General features: G+C 41.1%; 14 protein-coding genes, 1 tRNA gene and 3 pseudogenes. 10 read left to right on the top strand and 8 right to left on the bottom strand.

Annotated elements, in window-relative coordinates; all coding sequences use genetic code 11:
- Position 1 precedes the first annotated feature (1 nt).
- From flgC to ACWIUE_RS02095, 3 genes are read left to right on the top strand one after another with little or no spacing between them, the layout of a single operon-like run.
- Positions 2–496, top strand: coding sequence for a flagellar basal body rod protein FlgC (gene flgC / locus ACWIUE_RS02105; RefSeq protein ID WP_454134410.1), 495 nt, complete (start codon positions 2–4; stop codon positions 494–496).
- A gap of 15 nt (positions 497–511) precedes the next feature.
- Complete coding sequence (fliE, locus tag ACWIUE_RS02100) at positions 512–799, top strand: flagellar hook-basal body complex protein FliE (protein WP_454134408.1); 288 nt, start codon at positions 512–514, stop codon at positions 797–799.
- Positions 800–823: 24 nt separating this feature from the next.
- Positions 824–2,674, top strand: a complete 1,851-nt coding sequence (locus ACWIUE_RS02095; protein ID WP_454134406.1) for a peptidoglycan D,D-transpeptidase FtsI family protein — start codon at positions 824–826, stop codon at positions 2,672–2,674.
- A 98-nt stretch (positions 2,675–2,772) separates the two neighbouring features.
- Here ACWIUE_RS02095 and ACWIUE_RS02090 read toward each other — a convergent pair whose 3' ends face one another.
- Positions 2,773–2,973, bottom strand: coding sequence for a hypothetical protein (locus ACWIUE_RS02090; RefSeq protein ID WP_454134404.1), 201 nt, complete (start codon positions 2,971–2,973; stop codon positions 2,773–2,775).
- A 66-nt stretch (positions 2,974–3,039) separates the two neighbouring features.
- Between ACWIUE_RS02090 and ACWIUE_RS02085 the strand changes: the two genes are divergently transcribed.
- Positions 3,040–3,270, top strand: coding sequence for a hypothetical protein (locus ACWIUE_RS02085; RefSeq protein WP_454134402.1), 231 nt, complete (start codon positions 3,040–3,042; stop codon positions 3,268–3,270).
- Positions 3,271–3,295: 25 nt separating this feature from the next.
- On the opposite strand, the gene ACWIUE_RS02080 is transcribed toward ACWIUE_RS02085, so the two are convergent.
- The 3 genes and pseudogenes from ACWIUE_RS02080 to ACWIUE_RS02070 all read right to left on the bottom strand — a co-directional run.
- Complete coding sequence (locus ACWIUE_RS02080; protein ID WP_454134400.1) at positions 3,296–5,413, bottom strand: sulfatase-like hydrolase/transferase; 2,118 nt, start codon at positions 5,411–5,413, stop codon at positions 3,296–3,298.
- A 50-nt stretch (positions 5,414–5,463) separates the two neighbouring features.
- A pseudogene (locus ACWIUE_RS02075) lies at positions 5,464–5,901 on the bottom strand (glycosyltransferase); the annotation flags it as partial.
- Between the two features lie 1,002 nt (positions 5,902–6,903).
- Positions 6,904–8,427, bottom strand: a pseudogene (locus tag ACWIUE_RS02070) (glycosyltransferase family 2 protein); the annotation flags it as partial.
- Between the two features lie 177 nt (positions 8,428–8,604).
- On the opposite strand from ACWIUE_RS02070, the gene ACWIUE_RS02065 reads away from it, so the two are divergent.
- The 3 genes from ACWIUE_RS02065 (at position 8,605) to infC (ending at position 11,042) form a co-directional block, all read left to right on the top strand.
- Positions 8,605–8,679 (top strand) — tRNA-Val (locus ACWIUE_RS02065).
- A gap of 33 nt (positions 8,680–8,712) precedes the next feature.
- Complete coding sequence (gene thrS, locus ACWIUE_RS02060; RefSeq protein WP_454134399.1) at positions 8,713–10,533, top strand: threonine--tRNA ligase; 1,821 nt, start codon at positions 8,713–8,715, stop codon at positions 10,531–10,533.
- Positions 10,530–11,042, top strand: a complete 513-nt coding sequence (gene infC / locus ACWIUE_RS02055; RefSeq protein WP_454134397.1) for a translation initiation factor IF-3 — start codon at positions 10,530–10,532, stop codon at positions 11,040–11,042. The genes thrS and infC overlap by 4 nt, the downstream gene beginning before the upstream one ends.
- Here the strand turns inward: infC and ACWIUE_RS02050 are convergent.
- Both ACWIUE_RS02050 and ACWIUE_RS02045 read right to left on the bottom strand, forming a co-directional pair.
- Positions 10,995–11,216 carry a hypothetical protein gene (locus tag ACWIUE_RS02050; RefSeq protein WP_454134395.1) on the bottom strand — a complete coding sequence of 74 codons (222 nt, stop codon included), beginning with the start codon at positions 11,214–11,216 and terminating at the stop codon, positions 10,995–10,997. The genes infC and ACWIUE_RS02050 overlap by 48 nt on opposite strands.
- Positions 11,217–11,272: 56 nt before the next feature.
- Positions 11,273–11,566 carry a hypothetical protein gene (locus ACWIUE_RS02045; RefSeq protein WP_454134393.1) on the bottom strand — a complete coding sequence of 98 codons (294 nt, stop codon included), beginning with the start codon at positions 11,564–11,566 and terminating at the stop codon, positions 11,273–11,275.
- A 242-nt stretch (positions 11,567–11,808) separates the two neighbouring features.
- Between ACWIUE_RS02045 and ACWIUE_RS02040 the strand changes: the two genes are divergently transcribed.
- Both ACWIUE_RS02040 and ACWIUE_RS02035 read left to right on the top strand, forming a co-directional pair.
- Positions 11,809–13,152: a tetratricopeptide repeat protein gene (locus ACWIUE_RS02040; RefSeq protein ID WP_454134391.1), complete on the top strand. Its 1,344-nt coding sequence runs from the start codon at positions 11,809–11,811 to the stop codon at positions 13,150–13,152.
- 197 nt (positions 13,153–13,349) lie between these two features.
- Positions 13,350–15,059 carry an LTA synthase family protein gene (locus ACWIUE_RS02035; RefSeq protein WP_454134538.1) on the top strand — a complete coding sequence of 570 codons (1,710 nt, stop codon included), beginning with the start codon at positions 13,350–13,352 and terminating at the stop codon, positions 15,057–15,059.
- Here ACWIUE_RS02035 and ACWIUE_RS02030 read toward each other — a convergent pair.
- Positions 15,037–15,306 (bottom strand): annotated as a pseudogene (locus ACWIUE_RS02030) (GTP-binding protein); the annotation flags it as partial. The gene ACWIUE_RS02035 and the pseudogene ACWIUE_RS02030 sit on opposite strands and share 23 nt — an antisense overlap.
- 90 nt (positions 15,307–15,396) lie before the next feature.
- Between ACWIUE_RS02030 and ACWIUE_RS02025 the strand changes: the two are divergent.
- Positions 15,397–15,720: a hypothetical protein gene (locus ACWIUE_RS02025; RefSeq protein WP_454134389.1), complete on the top strand. Its 324-nt coding sequence runs from the start codon at positions 15,397–15,399 to the stop codon at positions 15,718–15,720.
- Positions 15,721–15,815: 95 nt separating this feature from the next.
- Here the strand turns inward: ACWIUE_RS02025 and ACWIUE_RS02020 are convergent, their stop codons facing one another.
- Entirely contained in the window at positions 15,816–16,298 is a 483-nt protein-coding gene (locus ACWIUE_RS02020) for a restriction endonuclease subunit S (protein ID WP_454134387.1), read from the bottom strand.
- Between the last annotated feature and the right edge of the window lie 42 nt (positions 16,299–16,340).

The raw sequence follows: 16,340 nt of genomic DNA, 5'->3' as shown, positions 1-16,340 counted from the left end.
AATGGCATTTTTAAGTAGCTTTGATATTAGCGGATATGGTTTAAGTGCGCAGAGATTTCGCATAAATGTCATCTCTTCAAATATCGCAAATGCAAACTCCACGCGCACCGATGAAGGTGGCGCGTATCGGCGCAGAGAAGTGATTTTGAAGGCATTTGATTTCAACAAAGAGCTAAATAAACAGCTTGGTGAGAACAATAATTTGCTAAAATACGAAGACCCATTGAGCGAGGGTGTTTGGGATAAAGAGCCAAAGCCTAGCATTATGAGCGTGTATGTAGATAAAATTGTGCGCGATGACAAAGAGCCGATATTGAAATATGAGCCTTCTCACCCAGATGCCGATGAAAACGGCTATGTGGCGTATCCAAATGTGAATCCTGTGGTAGAGATGGCGGATTTGATTGAGGCAACGCGTGCTTATCAAGCAAATGTCGCTGCGTTTCAAAGCGCAAAAAATATGGCAAATAATGCTATAATTTTATTTCAAGCATAAAAATGGAGTTTTATAATGGTAAATAATATAAATGCGCTAGATTCTGCGAAACTAACCACGCCAAGCGCAAAATCGCAGAATCTAAAAGGCTTTATGGATTCGATGAAAGAAGCATTTGAAGAAGTAAATAAAGAGCAAAAAACTAGCGAGCAGGCATTGGCAGATGTCGCAAGTGGGCAAATCAAAGATTTGCACCAAGCGGCAATCGCAATCGGGCGGGCAGAAATGAGTATGAAAACAATGCTAGAAGTCCGCAATAAGGCAATAAACGCCTATAAAGAGATTCTGCGAACGCAAGTGTAGATTTAGCGCAATCATACAAAAAATATGCAAAATTATGATGATGTAGATTTTAATATAAATTTTGATGATGACTTTGAGGTAGGGCAGAAATACAAAAAAGAGCACGAGAAAGCACAGCAAATCGAGCGTAACTCGCGCACAAATGGCATTATAATCCTTTATTTTTCAATCGCATTGTGCCTAATTTTATTTGTCGCGGTTTTGTATTACAACATCACCACCCCGCGCAAAATGCCGACATTAGAAATCTCACAAAAAGAGCTATCCGAGCGCGGGAGCATTTATAGCAAAGATGGATTTAGCCTAGCAAGTAGCAAAAATTTATATAAAGTTAGCGTGATTAAAAAAAGTATCGACCCAAATAAAATGGACTTTTTTATCCGCCTTTTTAGCATTTACAGCGGGATAGACGAGCAGTATTTGAGAGAAAAACTGCGTGGTAGCGGACATATCACGCTTTCATATAAGCTAAGCCCCAAAGTCGCGCTAAATTTAAAACAGCTAAATAAAAAGTTGCTTCGCGCTGGTGTGTTTCGCTCGTATGAATATAACGGCAGAATCTACCCCAAAGCAGGGCTTAGCATTGAGATTAGCGGGGAGGCGCGCGAGTATCTTTACAAAGATTTAAGCGAACCAATTTTAGGCTACACAAACAAAATCGAAGGCGATGGTATCACCAAGCCAAAGGGCGTAAAAGGCGTTGAGCGATATTATGAATACGCGCTTTCATCAAAGCAAGATGGGCATTTTAAGGGCAATAGAGATGTGGGATTTAATCTTATTTTAGATAAAAATGCGATTTTAAAACAGCGGATTGACGGCAAAAGCGTGGTGCTAACTATCCCGCTAAAATTACAGAAAAAAATCGAAAACATAATCGATGAAGGCACAAAGACAATTAGCGCAAGTGAAATCATAATTGGCATTATGGATTCAAGTAGCGGGGCGATTTTATCCCTAGCAAGTTCGAATCGCTTCAATCCCAAACGAATCAAACAAAGCGAATACGCAAATCTAAATCCAAGCTTTATAGAGCAGAGCTTTGAGCCCGGTAGCATTATGAAGCCTGTGATTTACTCAATCTTACTAGAAAAAAATCTAATCAAACCAAATGAGATTTTTAATCTCCACAATGGCGTATATAAATTTGGGCGATACACCATTCGCGATTCACACCCGCAGAAATACGCAAGCGCGGAGAATATCATCGTTCAATCAAGTAATATCGGTATGGTGCAAATGGCACAGCGACTAAACGCGCAAAGCTATCACAACGCGCTTGTGGCGTTTGGATTTTCACTCCCTACTGAAATCGACTTGCCCTATGAGAAAACGGGCATTATCCCAAATGCAAAGACGCTAAATTCGCATATTTACAAAGGGAGCGTTAGCTATGGATATGCGATGAGAGCGACTTTTATGCAAATGTTGCGCGCGTATTCGGCGTTTGCAAACGGGGGGCATTTGGTAAATCCGTATTTGATGGATTACATAATCGATACAAATAATAAAATCATCGATAAAAATAAAAGTGGCGAGAAAATCCACATTTTAGGCAAATATAGTGCCGATGCCTTGCAAAAAGTGCTGATTAAAACCGTGCAAAAAGGGACTGCCAAAGTCGCAAATGTAGAGGGGGTAATCATCGGCGGTAAAACGGGGACTGCGCGAATCGCCACCAACGGACGCTATGGCAGCGAATACATCGGCTCATTTTTTGGCTTTGCCAAAGATAAAAAGGCAAATTACACCATCGGCGTGGTGGTATTTGGCGCAAAGGATAGTAGCTACTATGCTTCACAAACGGCAGCCCCACTTGCAAAGAAAGTAATAGAAGCACTGATAGATGAAGGGTATTTAAGGCAAGAGAGGTAATTTTTGGCTGGGCAATTCGTCTTCGGGTGCATTTTTCGCATTTGTAAAAATTTTAGGGCATTCGCAGACCGCTAGTCTAGTCTCACACCCTAAAATTTTTACAAATACAAAACCTCCACCGCAATTCGCAGAATTTGCGAGCGTAGCGAAGCAATCAATACTAGAATTGATTTAAATGCAAAAAACGCAGATTCTGCGTTAGATTCTGCGAATCGCACGAAAAACGCAGAATCTATCCCCACTTCGTTATTGCGAGACTTGACTTTGTCAAGTCGTGGCAATCCAAACAAAATTGTCATTTGGTTGCTTCGCTTCGCTCGCAAAACGAAGTTTCTTTATTAAATCCTACGGATTGAGCGAACGAAGTGAGCGAAAAATCTCAAATTCTCCCCCTCCCAAATGCGCGTGGATATTTTTTTAATTCTCCCCCTCCCTTGCGGAGGGGGATTAAGGGGGTGGGTAGATTCTGCGAATCGCAGAATCTTGCAAAATTTTCGCAGAATCTAATAAAAAAACGCAGAATCTCATCAAAAAAAGCAAATTTTTCGCAGAATCTAGCGCAAAGTTTGAGATTTTTCACCTACGACTCAAAATGACAAATTAAGGTGCGATTCGCAGAATCTACCGCAGATTTTCATAATTTTGATTTGCTTTTGTGCCTAGCATTCGCGCACGATTCGCATTAAAATCATCACTAAAAATACTTCGGCTAGATTCATAGCCATCGATTTGAAATCCCGCAATGTCAATTAGCGCGTGAATCAAATCGTCTATCATAAAAGGCTTTTGCGTGGATTGCGCGATTTGCGTATAAAGTGCGGGGTGGCGGGCTATAAACTCATCGCTTACAAACACCACAAATGGCACTTCTACCATAAAGCGCGTGATTTTGCTATCCACACGGAGTGAGCCAATGCCCGTGTCCCACACATCACTTGCGTGGTCGCTGATATAAATCACAATGCTATCGCTATTTGCAAATCGTTTGATAATCTCGCCTACCACAAAATCCGTGTATAAAATGCTATTTGCATATTGCGCCAAATCCGCTTTGGCACGGGATTTTTGGGCGTTTGATAAGTTGTCTATGTGCGGATTGTCTTTTATATCGCGCGGGGTAAATCGCTCAAAATCCTTTGGATAACGATTTGCGTAGCCCACGTGAGAGCCCATTAGATGAATGGTAAGAAATAAACCACAAAGTGCGTTGTCTTGTGGCGATAAATCGGGGAGACTTGTTGTTCGCTTCGTCAATAGACTATCAGTCTTATTTCCTTGCTCACAACTGCGCAACCCCGATTTCTCATCCACAATACTTCCGCACGAGTCGCTTTTATTGTTAGATTCTGCATTTTGCAGAATCTTAATCGAAGTATTTGTGGTGTGGCTTTTGTATTTGTGAAAATTTTGGGGATTGAGACTAGACTTGGAGTCTGCGAAATCCCCAAAATTTTCACAAGTGCGAAATTGCATACCCAAAGACGAATTATCCAAAATCGGCAAAATTTTCTCATCAAACCCCATACTATCTAGCCTCTTCCCCGCCACACTATCCGCACTCCACAGCATTTTATCAGCGCGTGAAAAAATAGTCGTAGTCGCCTTACTCCACAGACTAAATCGCTCTTGATTGCTTATCACAGCGGTTTTATACCCTCCTAGCCTCATCGCATCAACTACATTTAGATACTCAAACCACTTTTTGCCTAAATTGTCCTGATTTGCGAAAGTTAGCACTTGGGAGAGCGACTCAAATGTCGTAACCTGCGAACTTATCACATTATCAAACACAAACAAATTTTGCGATTTTTGGGCGTGAATCGCGCTAAAAATTGGCGTATTTGGCAGATAATGCCCATAGATTTGCATTTTGTCGCGCTGTGCTGATTCGCCGATGATTAGGACGATATTTGCGATTTTCTTGTCTTGTGGTGCGGGAGTGTGTGCGATATTTTTGGCATATTTTTCAAAATCCGCGTTGATTTGCTCATACTCCCTCATCGCCCCAAATATCGAATCTAGCGCGTCTTTTATCGAAGTGGTAGCGACATAAACCACATCGCTTTCGCGCTCATTATACGGACGCAAACGCAGACAATGCACCAAAATTAGCGCGATTAGTAGCGTGGCAAAGATTATCCAAAAGATTTTTATGCGATTTTTGGATTCGCTAGATTTGCGTGTTTTTTGGGTAGATTCAAGCGAATTAGATTCACACGAATCTAACTTATCTTTATTTTGCCCCCCCCCAATTAGGATTTTATAAACCACTTTGTCGCCATAGCGATAAGTCACGCCAAGTAGGGCGAAAATCAACGCGGAGAAAATTACAAATTTCGCGCTTATATATTCGCCAAAAAATTCGCTAACTTCGCTAGGGTCGCTTTGCAATGCCACGCCTACCAAGTGCGAATTTAGCGTCCCACCAAAATTTAGGACTAAAAATAGATTGACGATTAGCAAAATTATGCTTGATATGCTGATAAGCGCGACAAATGCCATTTTGATTTTTCTGCCAAATCGCCCCAAAATCTGCTCCAAAGGCAAATAAAACACCACGCAAAACGCCAAAAAATAAGTGCAAAATAGCATCGCTTCGCGAAACGCTAGGCAATGCCACCAATGCGCGTCAAAGAGTTTTGGTAAGTTGCTAAACTGCGCTAGTGCGATAAAAACGCTATTTAGCACAAAGATTAGCGCGAAATGTTTGACAAAAAATATGTCTCTAAAAAATGCCATTGAAGTCGCTCCGTTTTGGAATCTAAAAAGCGTGATTTTAGCATAATTTGCTACGATTTATTTTCAAGCAATTCTTGCCATTTTTGGACTACCACAGATTGTGAAAATCTCTCCCCCACAAGCCTTTTGGCTTCGCCTCCAAATGCAATGCGCTTAGATTCATCACTCATTAGCGTGATTAAGTGCTTTGCGTAAGCCTCCAAATCATTATCGCTTACTAAAAAGCCACTTTTATTATGCGCGATAATATCGCTAGGTCCTGTGGCGACATCAAAGGCAATACAAGGCAATGCGTAGCTAGAAGCCTCCGCCAAAACCATACCAAAGCCCTCAAAATGCGAACTCATAGCATAGATACTTGCACCCAAATATTCGCGCTCTATTTGTTTGGTAAATGGCTTTAAGATTATAGAATCTTGCAAGTTTAGGGATTTGATTTTGGATTGTATCTCGCTTTTTAGGGGACCATCGCCTACGATTATAAGTCGCCAATCGGTTAGATTCTGCGAATCTGCACTTTCCCCCTCCCTTGCGGAGGGGGATACAGGGGGTGGGTTAGATTCTGCAAAATCAATGCCATTCGTAGAGTCTAGCACGAAAAACGCAGAATCTACTTTGCTTTGTGGATTTTTACCCACCCCCAAACCCCCTCCGCAAGGGAGGGGGCTTAAATTTTTCTCAGCTTCGCAAGGGAGGGGAGATTTCAAAACAAGTCCCTCCCCTTGCGGGAGGGATTTAGGGTGGGGTATTTGAATCATTTCTTGCACTATTTTCCAAATATCAATCAATCGCAAAAAGCCTTTTTGGTCGCCATTATCCATTCGTCCCACGCTTAATACGAATCTTTGCGCGTGATTCGTGCTAAGTGTAGGGATTTTGGGTAAGAAATTTGGGATTACACGCACATTGCTATGATAGCGTTGCCAAATAGGCAATTCACGCGATGATAGCACCACAAGCGTGTCAAAATAGCGCAGTTTGCGCCTTGCCTTTTTGGGAGCACTCAAATGCCATAGTCGCACAAACAACGGCTTAAAATCCTGCTTTTTGCGCGTAAAAAGCGGGATAAACCACCCGTCATTTGCTAACACAATATCCGCGTTTGTCTGCCTAGCGATTTTGTGCGTTTGATAGCAAAAAATGATGCGCAAAATGCTTTTGTGAAAAAGCGTGGTAAGCGGATTTTTGCTCTTTGCTTTTTTGTCGCAAAGATGGACGCAAGAAATGCGCGAATCAAGCGGATAAATGGGCGTTTTGTGTGTGCGAAAAAAGCTAATGATTTGCACTTCATAGCCCAAATTTTGCGTTAGGGCATTTGCTATATTTACGCCCACGCGCTCCCCGCCACCTCCCTCTGTGATGTCTTTTAGGGTGATTAGGACGCACTTTTTAGGCGAATCTGTGGTGGATTTGCCTCTAGATTCGCGACTCTCGTGTCTTTTCGCCCTTTTGTAGCCCCATTTTTGCCCAAGTTGCTTTGCTTTTGCATATATATATATATTGTGGTTAGATTCTAGCTTTTGGCGCGGGTTTTCATCGTGGTGGAGATGATAGGCGATGGCGTTATGTTTTACGCGCCGTAATTCTCCGCCGTTGAAAAGAAATCGTGCGACAAATTCGCTATCCTCGCGCCCCCAGCCCACAAACTCTTCATTAAAGCCATTTATCGCCTCGCAGTCCGCTTTATAAAAGCTCATATTGCAACTACGCACGCCTTTAATCAACTCTTTTTTGCGGAAAATTTTGGCGGTGGTTTTGGAGGTGGCATAAATCAAACGCGCCAAAAGATTGCAATGCGTGGCTTTCAAAGAGTGTGAATCAAACGCTAGGGCGTGGTTTTTGTCGCTTAAAATCCGCGCCGTTTCGTTTTCACGCAAAATCACGCGTGAGCCTTGCAACAATACGCCACGCTGTGCGAATCGCAAATGCTCCGCCACAAAGTGTGAATCGACAATCATATCGCCATCGATGATGATAATATACTCGCCACGCGCAGATTCTATCGCGCGGTTACGAATATGAGCGGCTCGAAAGCCCTTATCCTCGTGCCAAATGTGGCGCAACTCGCAGGGAAAACCTTGCGCATAAGTTTCTATGACTTCGCGTGTGTCGCTTTTGCTCCCGTCATCGGCGATTAGGACTTCTTTTGGGAGTGGATTCAAATCCCTCACAGAATCCAAAACTAACGCTAATCGCTCTTTTTGGTTGTAAGTGGTAACGATTAAGGAAGTGGCATAGGGGGGGGGCGCGTGAGTTATTTCGTATAGTTTTGCGTATTTGAAAAATGCCCCAAGTCCGTTACAAAGGCTAATCACAAAGCCTTTGTAGCCATAAAAAATCCCTTTTCGCAAAAAATAGCTTCGCACAAAAGCCCACAAGCCACGCATAATCGCCTTTGACATTGAGATATGTTTGGGATTGTTTTTGTTGTAATTTTGCTCTACATATAGGCTAGTGTAGCGTTGTAGTTTGTCAAGCAACTGCACGATTCCATTGCACGCATAATGTTTGATATGCCCATTTAGGCGAATCTTTTGCGCGTTTGGCGGGATTATCACACTTTCGTGCACAATGTTTTCATTAAAGCGCGTGAAGTTTTTATTAAACAAACGCCACACAAAGTCTGGCGACCACCCGCACGCCTTTATCCACACGCCATTGTAGAGATTTTTGCGCGAAATGGCGTAAATGCAGTTTGGCTCTAAATGTTGGGCGCGGATTTGTTCTAGCGCGGATTTTTCTAGCACTTCATCGCTATCAAGGGAGAGAATCCACTCATTTTTTGCATAGCTCACACAGAGATTTTTAAGCGCACCAAAGCCGATAAACTCGCTTGTTTCAATGCGCAACTTCCCATAAATGGCGTTAAACTCGCTTGCGATTTGTAGCGTAGAATCCGTGCTACCATTATCTAGCAAGATTATCTCATCAAATTCTTTTAACGATTCTAGGCACTCTTTTAGCGTAGCTTGGGCGTTTTTTACGATAATGCAGACTGAAATTTTTTGATTCACGATTCGCCTTAAAAATGTAAAATTTGTGCCGAATCTTATAAAATTTAAGGTAAATTTAGCTTTAAAGTCGCTATAATTGCCGTTTTATTTTTTGCAAAATTTTTGGCGAATTGCGTGAAATCGCCGTAGATTCGGCGCGAATCTAGCTTTGAATTTAGGCGCAAAAAATATCAAAAAGGTCGCGTAGCTCAGTGGTAGAGCACTACCTTGACATGGTAGGGGTCGTTGGTTCAAGTCCAATCGGGACCACCATAAATCACATTTCAATAAGGACAGAGGGCATTTTTGAGCGAAATTATAGCTTACAAAAAAGATGATAAAATCTTTGATTTACAAACTGCGACAGAGCAATCAATCGATACAAGCGACTTTAAGGCGATTTACCTTGATGATTCAGCTGATGCACTGCATATTTTGCGCCACTCCACCGCGCACCTTATGGCACAAGCGATAAAGAGCCTTTATACAAACGCCAAATTTTTCGTAGGACCCGTTGTAAATGAAGGATTTTATTATGATTTTAAAGTCGATGAGAAAATCACAAGCGATGATTTAGCGCGAATCGAAGCGCAAATGCGCCTTTTGGCAAAGCAAAATGTTGAGATTCGTAAAGCGTGTATGAATCGCACAGAGGCGGAGGCAAAATTTGGCGACGATGAGCTAAAAGTCGCGGTGATGAGTCGCATTGAAGGCGATAATTTTAGCTCGTATATGCAGGGCGATTTTGAGGATTTATGTAAAGGACCGCATATCCCACGCACGGGGTTGATTCGCCACTTTAAGCTTACAAAACTTGCTGGGGCGTATTTGGGTGGTGATGAGAATGCCGAAATGCTTACTAGAATCTATGGCATTGCTTTTGCCACAAAAGAGGCGTTGAAAAACTACGAATTTATGATGGCAGAAGCCGCAAAGCGCGACCATAGAAAGTTAGGCAATGAGATGGATTTGTTTTGCTTTGATGATGAAGTGGGCGCGGGACTGCCTATTTGGCTACCAAAGGGAGCAAGACTTCGCAAAAATATCGAAAATCTTTTGACAAAGGCGTTGATTGCGCAGGATTATGAGCCTGTGAGGGGACCTGAGATTTTAAAAAGCGATTTGTGGAAAATCAGCGGACATTACGACAACTACAAAGAAAATATGTATTTTACTACGATTGATGAGAGTGAATATGGCATAAAGCCGATGAATTGCCTTGGGCATATCAAAGTCTATCAAAGCGCGGTGCGAAGTTACAGGGATTTGCCTTTGAGATTTTATGAATATGGCGTGGTTCATCGACACGAAAAAAGTGGCGTGTTGCACGGACTTTTGAGAGTGAGAGAATTTACGCAAGATGATGCGCATCTCTTTTGTCGTCCAAATCAAATTGAAGGCGAGATTGCAAAAATTATATGCTTTGCTACGAAAATTATGGATAAGTTTGGATTCAAATATGAAATGGAGATTTCTACGCGTCCTGCGAAGTTTATCGGCAGTGAAGCGATTTGGGAGGATTCGACTCTTGCGCTTAAAAAGGCTCTCACAAGCGAGGGCATAGATTTTAGCATTGATGAAGGTGGCGGGGCGTTTTATGGACCTAAAATTGACATTAAAATCACAGACGCAATCGGGCGCAAATGGCAGTGTGGGACGATTCAAATCGATATGAATCTGCCTGAGCGATTTGACATTTCATACATTGATGAAAACAATACCGCGCAACGCCCTGTGATGATTCACCGCGCGATTTTGGGGAGTTTTGAGCGATTTTGCGCGATTTTGATAGAGCATTTTAATGGCGAGTTTCCTATCTTTATCGCGCCTACGCAGGTGATTTTTGTGCCTATTGCGGAGGAATTTTTGCCATACACAAAAGAGCTGTGTGCCAAAATGCTTGAATTTGGCGCGTATGGCGAGGTGAATCTAAAAGGCGATAGCTTTAATAAGCGCATTCGCACAAGCGAAAAGCAAAAAGTGCCATTTGTGGCAATCATCGGCAAAAGCGAAGTAGAAAGGGGCGAAGTTGCGATTCGCGACCGCATCACAAAAACACAATACAATCTAACAAAGGAGGCATTTTTGGATAGACTGAAAAACGCAATGAGCGAGGGGATTTTTTGAGAGAGAATACTTTTTTAAATGACGAAATAACATTCGATGAGGTGCGCTGTATCGGCGCAAATGGCGAACAACTTGGCGTTATGAAAACAAGGGAGGCGCGCAAACTAGCAGAGGACGCGGGGCTAGATTTGGTGCTTATCTCACCCACTGCAAAACCGCCTGTGTGCAAGATAATGGACTTTGGCAAATTTTGCTATCAACAAGAAAAAAAGCAAAAAGAAGCAAAGAAAAAGCAAAAGCAAATCGAAGTCAAAGAGATAAAATTATCGCCTCAAATCGCGCAAAATGACATAAATTACAAAGTCAAACACGCACGGGAATTTTTAGAATCTGGGAAGCACGTGAAATTTCGCGTATTTTTAAAAGGGCGCGAAATGGCTGACCCACGCGCTGGATTTGCTGTGCTAAATCGCATAATCGAATCTATGCAAGATTGCGCAAATGCGGAGGGAGAGCCAACGCTAGAAGGGCGGTATGTGAATATTTTGGTAACGCCAAAGAAGAAGTAGATTCTGCGATTTTGGGCGAAGCGCAGAATCTAGTGGGAAAAATTTTAGATTCTGCGAAATTTGCGAAAATTTTTGGATTCTGCGATTTTGGTGCAAAACGCAGAATCTAGCGGGAAAATTTTTAGATTCTGCGAAATTTGCGCGATTTGCGGATGAGATGCTCGATTTTGGCATTCTGCCCTGCATTTACGATTTTAAATTTACCGCTTTTGCTTATGTGATTTATGACTTCACTTGCGATTAGCTCGGTGGCTTTGATTTGTGGCGTTTTCTATTTCGCCGATGGCTAGGATTTTTAGCTCGCTTTGCTTTCTAATCGTGGGATTATCGAGTAGTTTTTCTATCAGCTTTTCAATCATATCGCCAATGTCGTGATTATCTAGCTCAAAGCTCACATAATCGCGCGAATCTACATATTGCGGTTGATTGCTGCTACACGCGCAAAAAATAAATGCAAAAATCAAAATCTGCGCTAGATTTTTATAAAAACTCGCTTGGGGGGGGGATTTGTAGTTTTGTGGCATTTTTATTTTTCCTATTTTGCTAAAATTTAATAAAATTTAAAAGGCGAAATTGTAGCATAAAATTATAAATTTTACGCGAATCTTTGTGTGAATTTTATGCGAATTTTGTGCGAATCAATTACTTTGCGTGAATCGAAATGTGATAATTTATTGATTCACTTATCTCATTGCGCAAATCTTGCCAAAATCTAGCGATTTTTACTAAAATTGCAAAATTTGTATCTAAAATCAAAAGGGACAAAATGAAAATTGCAACGGCATTTGGCGTGATTTTTGTGATTTTAGTGGGATTAGTTGCTTGTAGCATTGAAAGCAAAACAAAACTTTATGAGCAATGTTACAGCGAAGATAAAAATCGCGATAATGACGATACATATAGCGATAATTTGCAATGTATCAAATTAGCAGAGTTAGAAGAAAAAGATGGCAATTTTGAGGCAGCATTGCAACACTACAAAAAAGCCTGTGAGATTGAAACACCACTTGAGGCTTGTGAAAGATTGGTAGCATTTGCGCCAAAAGTGCCTTCGTTTGATTTGAGGGCATATTTGGCGCAAGCCTGCTACTATCGCTATGATTTGGGTTTGACTAATGATTATGCGTGTTTTGAAAAAACAAAGATTGATTTAAGCACATCTAACGATGGCTCTGATTTATGGAGCATTATAGATGAGTTTGACAAGCTATGTGAATATGTGCCAAAAGCCTGTGATGAGCTAAATAGTGTAGCGCAAAGACAGGCACTGCATTTGTCTAAAAATGATGACCTTAAAAATTTGGACTATCTTTGCAATAAAGATAGATTGCAAACAACAAATATCTGCCAAATGCGCGATGAACTCTCTGATAGACTTCAAAAGCAATGCTTTGAAAATGACGCAAAAAGTTGCGCTAAATTTGCCTCTGTCGCTTATCGCTATATATATGGCAATGATTTTTATTTGGCTTCTTCGGTGGATTATGTGAATTATGATGATGAACTCGCTAGATACTTTCAAATGACAGCACAAAAAGCCTGTGCGCGAAATCAAATAGAGAGCTGTATGCAGTTGGCGCATTTTTATTATACGCACAAATCATATCGCAATTTTGATTCTGCAAGAGAGTTTGGCAAAAAGGCGTGTTTGGGCAATGTAGAATATTGCGACAATCTATACAAATTAGAAATTTCAATCGATAGTAGCAAAGCACAAAAAAAGCAATTTATACCCTTTTATCACCATTTGGCTTGTCATAAATTAAATAATGCTGGTTCGTGCTACGCGCTTGGCAAAATCTATGATTGGGAGGCAAAAGAATACGGCATTGGCGAAATGATAAGCTATGACAAAGCTATGCAATACTACGAAAAAGCCTGTGAGATGGGCGGAGAATGCTATAAATTATCCAAAATCTATTTTGTGGGCGAAGCTGTGGGTGGCAAAAAAGTCAAGCAGGATTTGGCAAAAGCAAAGCAGTATTTTGCTAAATCTTGCGATAATGATTGCCCAAATAAGGATTGTTTGGCGTGCGATGTAAAGAAAATGGACTTAAAAGAGCTAAAAACGCTAGAAATCAGCTGGGATTTTGATTGTGAAGAGTGCTAGATTCGCGCGAATCGTATTTGCGCTTGAATCGCGTAAATCTCGCTGAATCTACGCTTAAATCCACGCCGATTCGAGCGAATCTCGCTGAATCTTGCGCCGTTTCGCGCGAATCTTATTTGCGCTTAAATCCAATCCAATCCCAAAAATGCTACAATGCCAAATTTATTTTTACAAAATCTCACATTTTTGGAGGCGCGATGGGCGTTAATTTTTGGGGTAGTAATTTTTGGGGTGCTAATTTTTCTAGCGTTAATGTTACAAGCGGTTATTTTTCAAGCGTAAATTTTGCGCGAATCTTTGCAAAATCGCTTGTATTTTTTGCGTTTTTGTATGTGGTGGATTTCGCATTTAGAGCGTTTTTTATCGCGTATATCGGCATTTGGGGCGGTAATATCGGCACACTTGAATCTAACGCAGAGATTTTTCAAACGCTAATAAATGGCGCGCGATATTTCGGGCAAATCGCGGGGGTTTTGGCACTTGTTGCATTCGTGCTTTTTGCCCTGTGTGCGTGGCGGATTTTTAGCAAGATAGCACAGATTTTTATCGCGCTAATTCTTACCGCGATATCCTTTGTAAATATCGCAAATATGGGCTTTTATGAGATTTATGGCGACACTTTTAATGCGAATCTTTTGGGGCTGATTTTTGATGATAGGGGTGCGATTTTTAGCACGGCGATGAGCGGGCAATACAATCTTACACTTAAAATTTTCGCGTGGATTGCGATAAGTGTGGCACTTGTGGTTGCCATAAATGCGATTTTTCGCAAAATTGATTCACCAAAATTTGCGAATCTACTCGCAAATCCCGCAAATCCAAAAAGCAAAAATTTCACGCGATTCGCCCAAAATATAAGTGTAATCGCGCTTTTTCTAACCTTTGCCTTTGCCACACTTTTTGCGATAAATGGGCATTTTGGATTCAAAGGCATAAGTTTAGGCAAAGAGATTCGCCCCGTTGGCAACGCATTTTTACGCAAAGTCAGCATAGGCGCATTCCGCGACTTACACATCGTGCATAAAGCATACCGCAAAATCGCCCACTCCAAATTTAGCGACTATATACAAGGCGAATCGCCCGCATTTGTGGCACAAAAATTTAGTGGCTATGAGAGTTTGGGCGCAAATGGCGATTTAAGAGTGCTATTGCAAAAGCGCGTGGAGCGCGGGGATAAAAGCGCGATTCATCATATTTTTTACATCATCGCTGAATCGATGAGCGAGTGGCACTTTGATGGCGAGTTTGATTTGCTTGATTTAAGTAGTGAGCTAAAAAAGTTAGCAAAGCAAAAGGGCGGATTCAAAGCGGATATTTTCTTGCAAAATGCGGGCAACACGATAAAAAGTTTGGATGTGCAAATAAGCGGACTACTTCAAACGGATATCCCTTTGAGCTTGCTTGCGGGGCGATTCAATGATATCGCATTCGCACCTGCCGTAATACTGCGTGATTTGGGGTTTGAAGGGAGCTTTTTTTACGGCGGTAGTGGCTCGTGGCAGAAATTAGATAGCTTTGTAACAAGGCAGGGCTTTTCACGCATTTTCTTTGGCACTCACATCATCGAAAATGCCGCAAATAAGGGATATAAAGCACCTTATCAAAATGAATGGGGAGCTTATGATAATCATCTCTTTGCCTTTATTGCGGATAAAATCATCACTGAATCTACCGCAAATCCCGCGCTAAAAACCTTTAATATGATTATGACAACTTCAAATCACCCGCCATACAACGCGCCTGTGGCGGATTTTGGCGCACCGATGGAGGCGATTGAAAAATTCATAGATTCTACGCCAAATTTTAAGAGAAAGGCGATGAGTGCGAAGATTTTGGCACATATTTGGTGGCAAGATAAAGTCATCGCGCAGTTTGTGCGAGAGATGAGCGCGAAACTTCATAGCTAAAATCCACATGTCCGGGCGTATCGATGAGATTTAGCGTGTAGGATTCGCCTTCAAGCGTATAATTTAATCGCACACTTTGCGCCTTTATGGTAATGCCTCGTTCTTTTTCGATGTCCATCGTATCAAGCATTTGTGCGCTTAATTCACGCGAATCTACGCCACCGCAAACTTGCAAGATTCTATCTGCTAGTGTGCTTTTGCCGTGGTCTATGTGAGCGATTATGGAGAAATTGCGAATGTTTTTCAATGTGTGTCCTTTTTGTTTGAGTTGCGAATTTTTGGCGTTTGTAAAATTTAAAAATGGCATTATAGCGCAATAAAATTTAGATTCTGTATTTTGTTTAATTCACAAAATCTTTACACAAATTTAGTTTGGCAAAATGATTTAGCAAATGTTTGCATAGCAATTTTTTATGCTATAATTCGCACTATGAGTAAAAAAGAAGAGATTAAAATCAAAATAGACATTATGAAAGGCATAATGTTTGCTTTGCTAACTGCATTATTTGGTATTTTTGCCTTTGTAGTTGTCAATATTGAAAGCATAAATACATTTCAAGCAGTTGCTTGTGTGCTTGGTGTTATTGCTATTGCAATTTTCTTTTGGATTTTAATACGCTATCTTTTAAAAAATCTTAAAAAATTAAGGAAAATAAAATGATAGGTTTATCACTTGCCATTTTTACAATACTAGTATTTTGCGGACTAACTTTTTATGCTGTCAAGGCAATAGATTCATTATAAGATATAAAGTAATTAGTGATTTTCTACAATCGCTTTGGTGGTCTCTATGCGGTTTTCGCTCCATAGCACTACGGATTGTATCACTTCTTTTTGCACCGCGCTAATGAACTTTTCCATAAAATCAAAGGCGATTTCATTATTTTGATTCGTGGGTAATTTTATTGTCATTTGCTTTGCGATTTGCCTATTAAATTTATTTGCATAATCAAACAGCCCAAAACTCGCTTTTCTAAACAGCACGACAAAATAAAGCAATGCGTATTTATTCCATTTGTCCGAATCTTGAAGCGGATAAAGCCCTTGTATGTGAGAATATCCTATAAAATCTCGTGGCTGATAAAAAATCCCCTCCGAAGTCGTGGTGTCGCTGTAAGTTATCATATTTCCTTTTTCTGTCGGCTCTAAATCCACATAGCCACTTACGCCATTATTTAAGCTAGAATTGGTAACCACAGGGACATTGCCTTTTGTCGCAAATAATGTAGTATTTGTCATTTTGTAGGCTTTTGTAGGTTTTATCTCAAACAACTCCCCGAT

This window comes from Helicobacter sp. 23-1045 (assembly GCF_053654655.1).
The sequence above is the reverse complement of the archived record's forward strand: the minus strand, read 5'-3'. Positions and strand labels throughout refer to the sequence as shown.